Consider the following 12,341-nt stretch of genomic DNA (forward strand, 5'->3'; position numbering starts at 1 on the left):
TAAAGAGCGGGCGCAACGCAATGTGGAGCCGTCCTCGTGAAACCCAGAAAATTTCCGCAGATCAATGCCGCCCTAGATGAGTTGGGCGTCAAGCTGATCGACAAGGTTACGGAACAGGATGAACGGGCGCGACTCGAAGCGTTCGAACGGGCAGGGGGATTGAACAGGCCTGCCTATGCCCTGTCACCGGGGATGGACGGATTCGATATCGCGCAACTGATCAAAGAGTATACGCGCCATGCCGATGAGCTTGCTGCGTTGAAGGACCCGGCGCGAAACCAAACCGGTTATTACACCGGCAACGGATATTACCATAGCCCGGATGCGGATGCGCTTTACTTGATGATCCGCCGCTTTCAGCCCAAGCGCGTGATCGAGGTCGGCTGCGGGAACTCTACCCGCGTGACGCGGCAGGCGATCATAGATGGTGGTTTGGATACGACGATCACGGCAATTGATCCGTACCCGCGCGCAGATATCGCCCATGTCGTCGATCAGTTTGAGCAGAAGCGACTGGAAGAAGTAGATCCCGCGCTGTTCGATCAGCTTGAGGCTGGGGATGTTCTGTTCATCGATTCAAGCCATGTGGTTCGGATGAGCAACGATGTCGCCCATCTATTCTGTCGGATCATTCCGGCGCTGAAACCCGGCGTTGTCATTCATGTCCACGATGTTTTTCTGCCTTATGAATATCCCAAACGGTTCTTCTATGACTGCCCGGGATGGGGTGAGCAATACATGTTGCATGCCTTGCTGCAATCCGGTTTCTATTCAATGCTTTGGCCCGGATATTACCTGCAGCAGGATCGCCCCGACGCCGTCGCAGCGCTGCCGTTTCTAGAAGAGGGCCGTGCGCAGAGCATCTGGGTTCAGCTCAAAGAAAATTGATTTCTGTGTGATCCGGTTCGAACCCAGGCCCGTAACCCTTTCCATAACAAGCTGGAGAGGAGTTAACAGCCATGTTCCGCCGCACATTTATGGGCGCTGCCGCCGCATTTGCACTTGCACTGCCCGTCAAGGCACAGGCCGCTGATATCGTAGATACCGCAGTTGCTGCCGGGTCTTTCAACACCCTGGTTGCTGCCGTTCAGGCCGCGGGCCTGGTTGATACGCTGAAAGGCGATGGGCCCTTCACCGTCTTTGCACCCACGGATGAAGCTTTTGCAGCTCTGCCTGACGGCACTGTTGAAACCCTACTTCTGCCAGAAAACAAGGACCAGTTGGTGTCGATCCTGACCTACCATGTCGTGCCAGCCAAAGTGATGTCCGGCGACATTGCAGGAAAGCGCGCGAAGGTTTTGACCGTGCAAGGCGACCGACTAAGCGTGAACGCAAAAAATGGCGTGAAAGTTAATGGTGCCAAAGTTGTGCAGGCCGACATCGAAGCCAGCAACGGCGTCATTCACGTTGTCGACGAAGTGATCATTCCCGAATAAATCTACCACCTTCACGAAAACAAAAGCCCCGTTCCTGATGGACGGGGCTTTTTTTGTGTTTCGTGTAGAAACTCGCCGTTTAGACCAATCGTACCTGAGTACCGACCTTTACCAGCGGATACAGCTCTTCAACGTGCTGGTTATAGAGACCAATACAGCCGGACGAGCTCTGACGTCCAATCTTGCGGGTATCATAGGTGCCGTGAACCAGGTAGGCAGGCCAGCCAAGATACATAGCGCGAGTTCCCAATGGGTTTCCAGGTTCACCACCCTCCATGCGAATTGGCAACGAGGGATCGCGCTCGCGCATTGATGGGGTTGGTGTCCAGCTTGGGTTCTCCGCCTTGCGTGTGACCTTGGTATAGCCGCGCTTGGTCAGCTCTTCGCTCATCGGGACAGAACTGGGGTACAGCTTGTAGGTTCCATCCGGCCCCCAGTAATGAACAGCCCGGCTGGTGATATCGGCCAACAATGCGCCGACGCCCAACTCGTCAAAGTGATCCTGCCAATTCTGCTGCGAGAACGATGAAATGTTACGACGTACTGGAAGCTGCGTGCTGATTGCTTCCTCGGTCTGTGGGAAAGCATCAGTGCTTTGAGCACGCACGATAGCAGGGGCCGCAATCAGCGATGCAGCGCCCAAAAGGGCGTGACGACGGGTAAAACGATTTTGGGACAAGGTTGCCTCCAGGGAGTTATGAGCTGCTCGGATGGTTGAATTACCGATAAAATATTAGTGATTGCCTGCTTTTTCCAGAGGGCGACCTCTGAATTTCTTGTGAGGTACGCGATCAGGCAGCAACTGGCGCATGCACGAAAAAACCCGACCCATGTAGGGCCGGGTTTCCTGATTTGTAAGCTGAATGATCAGTCCATCGCTTTGAAGTTGAACTCGCCACCTTCCTTGATGCCCGACGGCCAGCGCGATGTCACTGTTTTGGTGCGGGTGTAGAACTTGAAGCTGTCCGGACCGTGCTGGTTCAGGTCGCCGAACATCGATTTCTTCCAGCCGCCAAAAGTGTGGTAGGCCAGCGGAACCGGGATCGGAACGTTGATGCCGACCATGCCGATGTTCACACGGCTGGCAAAGTCACGCGCCGTATCACCGTCGCGGGTGAAGATCGCAGTGCCGTTGCCGTATTCATGATCCATCGCCAGTTTCAACGCCTCTTCATAAGAACCCGCGCGTACGGTCGACAGGACCGGGCCAAAGATCTCTTGCTTGTAGATGTCCATCTCGGGTGTGACGTTGTCGAACAGGTGCGGGCCGACAAAGAAGCCGTCCTCATAGCCCTGCAGGCTGAAGTCGCGGTTGTCGACAACCAGCTTCGCGCCCTGCTCAACGCCCGAGTTGATCAGGCCAAGGATACGCTCTTTCGCGGCAGCAGTAACAACCGGACCCATGTCTACGTCGTCGCCCGCTGTGTAGGGGCCGACTTTCAGCTTTTCTACGCGCGGGATCAGTTTTTCGATCAGTGCGTCTGCGGTTTCTTCACCCACAGGAACGGCAACCGAGATCGCCATGCAGCGCTCGCCAGCCGCGCCAAAACCCGCACCGACCAGCGCGTCAGCAGCCTGATCCAGATCGGCGTCAGGCATAACGATCATGTGGTTCTTGGCGCCACCGAAGCACTGCGCGCGTTTGCCGTTGGCGGTTGCACGAGCATAGATGTACTGCGCGATCGGGGTTGAACCCACGAACGACACGCCCTGAATGATTTCGCTGTCCAGCAGGGTGTCCACGGCCTCTTTGTCACCGTTTACGACTTGGAACACGCCCTTGGGCAGACCAGCTTCGACAAACAGCTCTGCCAGCATCAATGGAACAGAGGGGTCGCGCTCGGACGGCTTTAGAACAACTGCGTTGCCGCAGGCCAGTGCCGGGCCAACGTGCCAAAGCGGCATCATTGCGGGGAAGTTGAATGGCATGATCGAAGCGACCACGCCCAGCGGCTGACGCATCGAATACATATCGATGCCCGGGCCCGCGCTGTCGGTGAACTCACCTTTCAGCATCTGGGGCGCGCCGATGCAGTACTCGATCACTTCCAGACCACGCTGCAAGTCACCCTTCGCATCGGGAATGGTCTTGCCATGTTCCCGGCTGAGAGCCTCGGCCAGCTTGTCCATGTCGCGGTTCATCAAGCCAACCATCGCCATCATAACGCGCGCGCGCTTCTGCGGGTTGGTTGCGCCCCAAGCGACCTGAGCTGCTGCAGCGTCTTCGATCGCAGCGGTGGTCTCGGCGACACTGGCCATCGGGCATTGGTACTGCACTTCACCCGTTGCTGGGTTGAATACATTGTCAAAGCGGCCAGATGTGCCAGCGACATTTTCGCCGTTGATGAAATGGGTCAGGTTCTGCATTGCAAACTCCTCCGGATTAAGTTGCGCGAAGAATAGACTTGCGAAAATCACCTGAACAGAGGCAATATTTCAAATCAGTTTTGCAAAAATGCAAAGGGTAGAGCATGACGCCGAATTGGGATGATTTGCGGGTATTTCTGGCGGTCGCGCGCGATGAAAGCCTTTCGGGTGCGGGGCGGGTTCTCAAGATAGACCCGGCGACAGTCGGGCGCAGAATCGCGCGGCTCGAAGCGGCATTGGACGCGGTGTTGTTCACGAAATCACAGCAGGGCTATGTGTTGACGACTGCAGGACAACGCCTGATGGAGCATGGGCTGCAGGCGGAAGAAGCTATGCGCGCAGCGACTGGTGTCATGTCAGGCTCTGCCAAATCGCTAAGCGGTCAGATCCGAATTGGTGCCCCGGATGGTAGTGCCAATTACCTGTTGCCACAGGTCTGCGCCAAGATCAGCGATGCCAATCCTGATCTCGACATTCAGATCCTGGCGTTGCCGCGCATCATCAACCTATCCCGGCGAGAGGCCGACATGGCGGTAACAGTCAGTGCGCCCACCGCAGGGAAACTGCTGGTGCAGAAGATATCCGACTATCGGCTGCATATGGTCGCAACGAAGGAATACCTGAGTCGTCACGCCGAAATTCGATCCATCGAGGATCTAAAAGGGCATCGGATGATAGGCTATATTCCGGACATGATTTTCGACCGCGAGCTGGACTATCTCAACGACATTGGTGTTGAACGTGTCGCGCTTGCATCAAACTCTGTTTCCGTTCAGCTGCGACAAGTTTCGCTGGGAACAGGGGTCTGCGTGGCACATGATTTCACATTGCCGTTCCATCGGGGATTGCAGAAAATCCTGACGGATCAGGTCAGTCTGACCCGGGGGTTCTATCTGGTCCGCCATCAGGGCGATCAGCGCAATGAGCGGTTGAACCACTTTGCCGAGGCGTTGACGCGCGGAATACGGGACGAAGTAGCGCGGCTTGAGCGCGAAGCTTCACCTTGACACATTCACACATTCCGGCAACGCTTTGGAAAACAGTACGTAATTCCGGAGGTTTTTTGCTTATGCTTGTACAGGCCATTCTCAAGTCCAAGGCCAGCGGTGGCGTGATGACGGTTGAACCAACCGCGACTGTTTCTCAGGCCGCCGAGATTCTTGCGGAGAAGCGGATTGGTACTGTGGTCATTTCCGAGGATGGGGGGCAGACGGCTGCGGGCATTTTGTCCGAACGCGATATTGTTCGCGAACTGGCCGCCAGCGGTAGCGGATGCCTGGATAAGCCCGTCAGCAGCTACATGACCAAGCAACTTGTGACCGCCAGCCAGCAGGATACGGTCGAGTCGATCCTGTCGCAAATGACTGAAGGCCGGTTTCGCCACATGCCTGTACTGGAAGACGGCAAACTGGTCGGCATCGTAACGCTGGGCGATGCGGTCAAGGCGCAACTGGCTGAACTTGCTATGGAAAAAGACGCGCTTGAAGGCATGATCATGGGCCACTGAACGCGGGGGCTGTTTCAGCCTCTTGCACCTGCGGCAAAGTTATGTTTGCTTGCGCAGAAATTTTGTTGCGCTGGAGAACCCTATGCGGGTTGGATTATATCCCGGTACTTTCGACCCGATCACCATGGGTCATATCGACATTATCCGCCGCGCGGCTGCGCTGGTGGATAAGCTTGTGATTGGTGTCGCTATCAACCGCGACAAAGGTCCGCTGTTTTCGCTGGAAGAGCGTGTCGCGATGATCGAGGCCGAGTGCGCCCATCTGACCGAACAGACCGGCACCGAGATTGTGGCGCATCCGTTCGAAAACCTGCTGATCGATTGCGCCCGCGATGTGGGCGCTCAGATCATAGTGCGCGGACTGCGGGCGGTTGCGGATTTCGAGTATGAATTCCAGATGGTTGGCATGAACCGTGCGCTGGACGACTCAATAGAAACGGTCTTCCTGATGGCCGAAGCCCGGCATCAGGCTATCGCCTCAAAATTGGTCAAGGAAATCGCCAGATTGAATGGGGACGTGTCGAAATTCGTCACGCCCCGCGTCAACGACGCTCTGCGCGAGCGGTTAGGATAGCGCGCCCATCGCGGCTGCCGTATCAAGCATCCGGTTCGAGAAGCCCCATTCGTTGTCGTACCAAGCGAGGACGCGCACCAGCGTGCCGTCGGTTACTTTGGTTTCAGCCAGCGAAACGGTCGAGCTGTGTGAGTCGTGGTTGAAATCGATCGATATCAGCGGGCGATTCTCGGCAGCCAATACGCCGGGAATTTTCGCGGCGGCTTCTACGAATAGAGCATTGACCTCTTCTTCGGTCGTCGGCCGCGAAACCTCTGCGACCAGATCAACGACTGAGACATTGGGCGTAGGCACGCGAATGGCTTGCCCGGTCAGCTTTCCGGCCAGTTGCGGCAATACCAGACCCACTGCAGACGCCGCGCCGGTTGTCGTTGGAATCATCGACAGCGCTGCTGCGCGCGACAGGTAGGGGTCTTTGCCCGCAGTGTCGTGAACCGGTTGGCTGGCCGTGTAGGCATGAACCGTGGTCATGTTGCCGTGTTTGATGCCCAGTCCTGCGTCCAAAGCCGCCGCGACCGGCGACAGGCAGTTGGTGGTGCACGAAGCATTGGAAACAACGATATCGTCGGCGGTTAGCTCATGATCGTTCACGCCGAACACGACTGTCTTCACGCCGCCGTCGCCACGGGCAGGGGCCGAGATCAATACTTTCTTTGATCCGTTTTTCAGGTGCCGCTCAGCTGCTTCACGGGTCCGGAAAACACCGGTGCATTCCAGAACCACATCCACATCAGACCAGTCCAGTGCTTCGGGATCACGCTCGCTGGTCAGCCGGATGGGCCCAGCACCCACATCCAGACCTGCATCAGTCAGAGTTACGGGATTGGAATAGCGTCCATGCACGCTGTCGAACTCGAACAGATGTGCGTTCATTTCGGGCTTTGCCAGATCGTTGATTGCGATGATTTCAACATCAGTACGTCCGGATTCCATGACGGCCCGAAGAACGCCGCGCCCGATCCGTCCAAATCCATTGATTGCCAGCTTGAGTGTCATAATGCGCTCCGTCAGAACATGGTCCATAGATGGTTAGCGCTAACAAAGCCAGATTGGCGCGAAAGTCAAGAAAAACCTCTGTCAGCGCCAGAAGGCGAGCCAATCCAGGAAATCGTAGAGCTTCTTGCCCAGGAACAGCAGGTGTTCGGTGCCGAATAGTGCCACGTCCAGCATCAGACCGCCCAGAATTAGGATTCCAAGCCAGATGGCGATTTGATTTGTCATTTCTGCGCCCTGAACGTAAATGCCCGCTCAGATAACCTGAGCGGGCATAAAGGTACAAGCGATGTGCGAAGGGTCAGTTAAGGCGGCCCATCGCGACGGCGACATCCGCCATACGCACCGAGAATCCCCATTCGTTGTCATACCATGCCAATACGCGCACCATTCGGTTGTCGACAACTCGGGTCTGATCCGGCGCAAAGATCGAGCTTTCTTCGGTGTGGTTGAAATCGGTCGAAACCAGCGGCGCGGGCTCATACCCTAGAACGCGCTGCATCGGGCCTTTCGCTGCCTCTTCGACGATGGCGTTGACCTCTTCGACAGTGACGTCGCGCGAGGCGCGGAAAGACAGGTCAACGGCCGAAACATTCGGGGTAGGCACGCGGATGGCCGAGCCGTCCAGTCGCCCTTTGAGGTTCGGCAGAACCTCTCCCAGTGCTGCAGCGGCGCCAGTGGACGTCGGGATCATCGACATGGCGGCAGCGCGGGCGCGATAAAGATCGCTGTGGCGACGGTCCAGCGTCGGTTGGTCGCCGGTATAGGCGTGAATCGTGGTCATGATGCCATGCTCGATGCCGATACCTTCGTCCAGAACCTTGGCAAGCGGAGCAAGGCAGTTGGTGGTGCAAGAACCGTTCGACACCATATTGTCGTTTGCGGTCAGGCTGTTGTGGTTCACACCAAATACGATGGTCTTGTCGACATTTTTGCCGGGAGCCGACAGCAGAACCTTACCAGCGCCGCGCTCAAGATGGGTTTTGGCTTTCAGGCCGTCGTTGAATTTACCGGTGCATTCCAGAACGACATCGCAGCCTTCCCAGTCCAGCTCGTTCATATCGTAGGTCGAGAACATCTCCATCGGGCCGCGACCCAGATCCATGGTGTTGCCTTCGACCGAGACGTCGCGTGGGAAACGTCCATGGATGCTGTCGTATTTCAACAGATGCGCCGAGGTTTCCAGCGGGCCGGTGGCGTTGACCTTGATCACTTCGATGTCGTTGCGCGCCGATGCGGCGATGTGCGACAGAGTACAGCGGCCGATGCGGCCAAAACCATTGATACCGACCTTGATGGTCATCCGACGTCTCCAAAAATGCGCTTGCGTTGCAGGCCATATAGCCGCGAATATTGAATCTCAAAAGGGCAAAAATGGCATATTTTTAAGGTGTTAGCGCAAACCTGCGCCGATTGCGCTAACGCTTGCGCTAGCCGTTGGATCAGGTAGGGTCCGATCGAACAGATGAATGGAAAGGAAGCGCGATGAGTGGTCTGTTGGCCCTGTTGGACGACGTGGCGGGCATTGCAAAGGTCGCGGCGGCTTCGGTGGACGATGTGGTGGCCGCTGCCGGCAAGGCTGGGGCCAAGACTGCGGGTGTGATCATTGACGATGCGGCCGTGACGCCCAAATACGTTCAGGGTTTTGCCCCAGCGCGGGAACTGCCGATCATCTGGCGCATCGCGCGCGGATCGATTTTCAACAAGATCATTCTGTTGTTGCCAGTGGCATTGCTACTAGCCAATTTTGCGCCTTGGTTGATCACACCGCTGCTTATGCTCGGTGGTTCATATCTGTGTTTCGAGGGGGCCGAGAAGATTTTTCACGTCCTGTTTCCACATGGGAGCCATGCGATAGACGAAGATATGAAAAATCCTGATCCTGGCCATCTGGAAGAAAAGAAGGTGAAGGGTGCGATCAAGACTGACTTTATTCTTTCTGCTGAAATCATGACCATCGCTTTGGCGGCCATTGAAGCGCCGAATGTGTGGATGCAAGCCGCGACGCTGGCCGTGGTGGGCGTTGGGGTCACCGTCGCCGTTTATGGCTCGGTCGCTCTGATCGTGAAAATGGATGATGTCGGGCTGTTCCTGGCGCAAAACGCTCCGACGCCGATAGGGCGTGGAACGGGAAGGGGCCTAGTCAAAGCGATGCCCGTTGTTATGAAAGTTCTGTCTATCGTTGGTACTGCTGCGATGCTGTGGGTCGGCGGGTCGATCATGATCCACGGTATGGAGGTCCTGGGCTTTGGCTGGCTGGGCCATCACATTTACGACTGGGCAAATGCTGCGAGTCATGCTGTGTCTGAACAATGGGCAGGCGCGGTAAAGTGGATCGCGAAGGCGACAATGGATGGTGTATTCGGTCTGGCCTATGGGCTGGCGCTGATACCGGTGGCAACCAAGCTGCTGTCCCCCGCGATCAGCGCGATTTCGGGATCTGCGAATAAACACTGAAATCAGGATCATGTGACGTGAGGTTTCATCTGGCACAACGGTAAGAGCGGGGTAAGTTCCATTCGAAGCATACCCGGTGTGAGATCGATGACTAAACTCAGCCTTTCCCAAGTCCTTGCCAGTTCAGATCGGTTGAACGGGATGCTGCAGTTCCCGGTGCCGCCAAACTGGATGCAAGGCCGCACAACATATGGCGGCTTCTCGTCTGCCTTGCTGCTGGCTGCTGCGAGAAATGCGGTCGATGTTCTGCCGCCATTACGCTCGGCCCTGATCAATTTTACCGCGCCCATCGGTTCACCTCCGCTGATCGAAACCGAGGTGCTTCGCAATGGGCGGAATGTCACAACGATCAATACACGAGCAAGGATTGAGGGGAATACAGCCGCGCTTGGGACATTTACGTTTGGCAAGGCACAGGAAAGCCATGTGGCGTTCGAACATCCGGCTAAGGCAGAGATACAGCCAGAGATCACAGAACACTATTTCCCGCCAGATTTGCCAAAACTTCCCATCGCATTTCTTGAGAACTTCGACGTTCGGTTGATCGACGGGGCGCGGCCATTTGCTGGTGCAGAGCGTGGCTATGTGAAGGTTTGGGCGCGCCATAATGATGCCGATATGCGCGATAGGATCGAAGGGTTGATCGCAATTGCGGACCTATTGCCACCGGCCATATTCCCGACATTGAAGAAGCCGGGAAACAACTCGTCAATGAATTGGATTTTCAACGTGCTGTCCGAGGATATTCATACTCGCGATGGATGGTGGTTGATGGAACATCAATTGACAGCTGGACATGACGGCTACAGCTCTCAGGTCATGCGGATGTGGAACACCGATGGTGATCTAATTGTCGATGGTATGCAGTCAGTAATAATTTTCGTCTAACAAAAAAGGCCCCGGTTTTAACCGAGGCCTTCTGACTAATTTGGGTAGGTTCAACCCAGCAGTTCTTTGACCTTGGCGACTGTTGCCTCGGTCGTGATGCCAAAATGCTTGTAGAGCTCTCCGGCGGGTGCCGACGCACCAAAGCTGGACATGCCGATGAACCCGGCTTTGGCCTCGCGACCACGCTCGCCCAGAAGCCAACGGTCCCAGCCTCCGGCGCGAACCGCAGCCTCGATACCGACGCGGACGGCTCCCGCAGGCAATACGCGCTTGCGGTAGGCTTCGTCTTGTTCGGCAAACAGCTCCATACAGGGCATGGAAACGACCCGAGTGCCGATGCCTTCGGCCTCAAGTATTGCTTTAGCTTCCATCGCCAGCGAAACCTCGGAACCTGTGGCAATCAGAATCGCCTGACGCTTGTTTTCTGCGTCAGCCAATACATAAGCGCCTTGCGCGGTCAGGTTTTTGGCTTTGTGCTGGGTCCGAACAGTTGGCACGCCTTGACGGGTCAGCGACAAAACCGAGGGGCTGTCCTTTAAGGTCAGCGCCAATTCCCAGGCTTCGGCGGTCTCGATCGTATCGGCTGGGCGGAACACATAAGTGTTCGGCGTCGCGCGTGAGATCGCCAGATGTTCCACCGGTTGGTGCGTCGGACCGTCTTCGCCCAGACCAATCGAGTCGTGGGTCATCACGAACACCGTCGGGATCTTCATAAGTGCAGCCAAACGCATCGAGGGCCGCGCATAGTCGGTGAAGGCCATGAACGTACCGCCATAGGGGCGAATGCCACCATGCAGCGCCATACCGTTCATAGCAGCGGCCATACCGTGTTCACGAATGCCGTAATGGATATACCGACCCTTGCGGTTTTCCGGAAGGAACACGCCCATATCAGCCGATTTGGTGTTGTTCGATCCAGTCAGGTCAGCCGAGCCGCCAATGGTTTCGGGCATGATCGGGTTAACGACATTCAACACCTTCTCTGAAGAGGCGCGTGTGGCCAGCTTTGGCTGGTCTTCCGACATCTGTTTCTTGAACGACCGGATGGCGCCGGCCAGCTTCTTTGGTGCCTTAAACGCATAGGCGCGGTTGAATTCGGCTTGTTTACGTTCGGAGACTTGCGCAAAACGCTCCTCCCACGCTGCGCGCTCGGCTTTGCCACGTGCACCAATGGCCTCCCAAGCGGCTTTGACCTCAGCAGGGATGACGAACGCATCATGCGGCCAGTCATATGCTTCTTTGGCGGCGTTCAACTGATCCTGATCGGTCAGAGCGCCATGGCCTTTTGAAGTGTCCTGCGCCGCGTGACCCAGTGCAATGTGACTTTCACAAGCAATCATCGTCGGTTTGTTCGACTTCTTCGCCTGCACGATGGCCGCATCGATGGCCTTGGGGTCGTGGCCGTCAATCTCAAGCACATGCCAGCCCGAGGCCGCAAAACGGCGCACCTGATCGGTGCGGTCGGCGATGTCGACTGTGCCGTCGATGGTGATGTTGTTGTTATCCCAGAAGACGATCAGCTTGCTCAGCTCGTGGCGACCGGCCAAAGTGATCGCCTCTTGGCTGACGCCTTCCATCAGGCAGCCGTCGCCCGCAATCACGTAGGTATAGTGATCAACGATCTTCTTGCCATAATGCGCACGCTGAATTTCCTCGGCCATCGCAAAGCCAACGGCATTCGAAATGCCCTGACCCAAAGGTCCGGTAGTGGTTTCGACACCATCGATCAGGAAGTTTTCAGGGTGCCCGGCAGTTTTGGCGCCCAATTGACGGAAGTTCTTGATCTCTTCCAGCGTAACATCGCCATGACCGGTGAGATACAGCAGCGAATAGACCAGCATCGAACCGTGACCCGCCGATAGGATGAACCGATCGCGGTCCGGCCAGTTCGGGGCAGTGGCGTCGAATTTGAGGTGCTTTTCGAACAATACGGTCGCAACATCGGCCATGCCCATCGGCATACCGGAATGGCCGGAATTGGCGGCGGCGACAGCGTCGAGGGTCAGGGTGCGGATGGCCGCAGCCTTGTCCCAGTGTTCGGGGTTGGCATTGCGCAGCGCAGTCAGGTCCACGGGCGTAGTTCCTTTGGTTTACGGGCAGATGGGCGCTGAATACCATC

At 56.5% G+C, this 12,341-nt stretch carries 13 protein-coding genes; 7 read left to right on the top strand and 6 right to left on the bottom strand.

The window, feature by feature from the left end:
• The first annotated feature begins 36 nt into the window (after positions 1–36).
• Positions 37–888 carry a class I SAM-dependent methyltransferase gene (locus ACR0JG_RS10335; RefSeq protein ID WP_480569577.1) on the top strand — a complete coding sequence of 284 codons (852 nt, stop codon included), beginning with the start codon at positions 37–39 and terminating at the stop codon, positions 886–888.
• 71 nt (positions 889–959) lie between these two features.
• Positions 960–1,436, top strand: coding sequence for a fasciclin domain-containing protein (locus ACR0JG_RS10340; protein WP_480569580.1), 477 nt, complete (start codon positions 960–962; stop codon positions 1,434–1,436).
• 79 nt (positions 1,437–1,515) lie between these two features.
• Here ACR0JG_RS10340 and ACR0JG_RS10345 read toward each other — a convergent pair whose 3' ends face one another.
• Together ACR0JG_RS10345 and ACR0JG_RS10350 are read right to left on the bottom strand one after the other, a co-directional pair.
• Positions 1,516–2,115 (bottom strand): L,D-transpeptidase, encoded by a 600-nt coding sequence (locus ACR0JG_RS10345; protein ID WP_170610467.1) that lies wholly within the window; start codon positions 2,113–2,115, stop codon positions 1,516–1,518.
• Between the two features lie 188 nt (positions 2,116–2,303).
• Positions 2,304–3,803 carry a CoA-acylating methylmalonate-semialdehyde dehydrogenase gene (locus ACR0JG_RS10350; RefSeq protein ID WP_170405524.1) on the bottom strand — a complete coding sequence of 500 codons (1,500 nt, stop codon included), beginning with the start codon at positions 3,801–3,803 and terminating at the stop codon, positions 2,304–2,306.
• 104 nt (positions 3,804–3,907) lie between these two features.
• On the opposite strand from ACR0JG_RS10350, the gene ACR0JG_RS10355 reads away from it, so the two are divergent.
• From ACR0JG_RS10355 to coaD, 3 genes are all read left to right on the top strand, one after another.
• Positions 3,908–4,810 carry a LysR family transcriptional regulator gene (locus tag ACR0JG_RS10355; protein WP_170393192.1) on the top strand — a complete coding sequence of 301 codons (903 nt, stop codon included), beginning with the start codon at positions 3,908–3,910 and terminating at the stop codon, positions 4,808–4,810.
• A gap of 62 nt (positions 4,811–4,872) precedes the next feature.
• The gene (locus ACR0JG_RS10360; RefSeq protein ID WP_170584269.1) at positions 4,873–5,310 is read left to right on the top strand and encodes a CBS domain-containing protein; all 438 of its coding nucleotides are present in this window, start codon (positions 4,873–4,875) and stop codon (positions 5,308–5,310) included.
• An 82-nt stretch (positions 5,311–5,392) separates the two neighbouring features.
• Positions 5,393–5,884: a pantetheine-phosphate adenylyltransferase gene (gene coaD, locus ACR0JG_RS10365; RefSeq protein WP_480569583.1), complete on the top strand. Its 492-nt coding sequence runs from the start codon at positions 5,393–5,395 to the stop codon at positions 5,882–5,884.
• On the opposite strand, the gene gap (ACR0JG_RS10370) is transcribed toward coaD, so the two are convergent.
• The 3 genes from gap (ACR0JG_RS10370) to gap (ACR0JG_RS10380) all read right to left on the bottom strand — a co-directional run bounded on the left by gap (ACR0JG_RS10370) (position 5,876) and on the right by gap (ACR0JG_RS10380) (position 8,180).
• Positions 5,876–6,880 (bottom strand): type I glyceraldehyde-3-phosphate dehydrogenase, encoded by a 1,005-nt coding sequence (gene gap, locus ACR0JG_RS10370; protein WP_170393189.1) that lies wholly within the window; start codon positions 6,878–6,880, stop codon positions 5,876–5,878. The genes coaD and gap (ACR0JG_RS10370) overlap by 9 nt on opposite strands.
• An 81-nt stretch (positions 6,881–6,961) precedes the next feature.
• Positions 6,962–7,105, bottom strand: coding sequence for a hypothetical protein (locus ACR0JG_RS10375; protein WP_010439846.1), 144 nt, complete (start codon positions 7,103–7,105; stop codon positions 6,962–6,964).
• 73 nt (positions 7,106–7,178) lie between these two features.
• Entirely contained in the window at positions 7,179–8,180 is a 1,002-nt protein-coding gene (gap, locus tag ACR0JG_RS10380; protein WP_170393188.1) for a type I glyceraldehyde-3-phosphate dehydrogenase, read from the bottom strand.
• A gap of 182 nt (positions 8,181–8,362) precedes the next feature.
• Between gap (ACR0JG_RS10380) and ACR0JG_RS10385 the strand changes: the two genes are divergently transcribed.
• Both ACR0JG_RS10385 and ACR0JG_RS10390 read left to right on the top strand, forming a co-directional pair.
• The gene (locus ACR0JG_RS10385; protein ID WP_480569586.1) at positions 8,363–9,334 is read left to right on the top strand and encodes a DUF808 domain-containing protein; all 972 of its coding nucleotides are present in this window, start codon (positions 8,363–8,365) and stop codon (positions 9,332–9,334) included.
• Positions 9,335–9,421: 87 nt separating this feature from the next.
• Complete coding sequence (locus tag ACR0JG_RS10390; protein WP_170510103.1) at positions 9,422–10,222, top strand: thioesterase family protein; 801 nt, start codon at positions 9,422–9,424, stop codon at positions 10,220–10,222.
• Between the two features lie 50 nt (positions 10,223–10,272).
• Here ACR0JG_RS10390 and tkt read toward each other — a convergent pair whose 3' ends face one another.
• The gene (gene tkt, locus ACR0JG_RS10395) at positions 10,273–12,294 is read right to left on the bottom strand and encodes a transketolase (protein ID WP_480569590.1); all 2,022 of its coding nucleotides are present in this window, start codon (positions 12,292–12,294) and stop codon (positions 10,273–10,275) included.
• Between the last annotated feature and the right edge of the window lie 47 nt (positions 12,295–12,341).

The sequence above is a fragment of the Ruegeria sp. AD5 genome (genome assembly GCF_056542345.1).

Excerpts from the sequence above, each read along its gene's own strand:
- ACR0JG_RS10340 (WP_480569580.1), top strand. The coding sequence starts at position 960 with ATGTTCCGCCGCACATTTATGGGCGCTGCCGCCGCATTTGCACTTGCA.
- ACR0JG_RS10350 (WP_170405524.1), bottom strand. The coding sequence starts at position 3,803 with ATGCAGAACCTGACCCATTTCATCAACGGCGAAAATGTCGCTGGCACA.
- ACR0JG_RS10355 (WP_170393192.1), top strand. The coding sequence starts at position 3,908 with ATGACGCCGAATTGGGATGATTTGCGGGTATTTCTGGCGGTCGCGCGC.
- ACR0JG_RS10360 (WP_170584269.1), top strand. The coding sequence starts at position 4,873 with ATGCTTGTACAGGCCATTCTCAAGTCCAAGGCCAGCGGTGGCGTGATG.
- coaD (WP_480569583.1), top strand. The coding sequence starts at position 5,393 with ATGCGGGTTGGATTATATCCCGGTACTTTCGACCCGATCACCATGGGT.
- gap (WP_170393189.1), bottom strand. The coding sequence starts at position 6,880 with ATGACACTCAAGCTGGCAATCAATGGATTTGGACGGATCGGGCGCGGC.
- ACR0JG_RS10375 (WP_010439846.1), bottom strand. The coding sequence starts at position 7,105 with ATGACAAATCAAATCGCCATCTGGCTTGGAATCCTAATTCTGGGCGGT.
- gap (WP_170393188.1), bottom strand. The coding sequence starts at position 8,180 with ATGACCATCAAGGTCGGTATCAATGGTTTTGGCCGCATCGGCCGCTGT.
- ACR0JG_RS10385 (WP_480569586.1), top strand. The coding sequence starts at position 8,363 with ATGAGTGGTCTGTTGGCCCTGTTGGACGACGTGGCGGGCATTGCAAAG.
- ACR0JG_RS10390 (WP_170510103.1), top strand. The coding sequence starts at position 9,422 with ATGACTAAACTCAGCCTTTCCCAAGTCCTTGCCAGTTCAGATCGGTTG.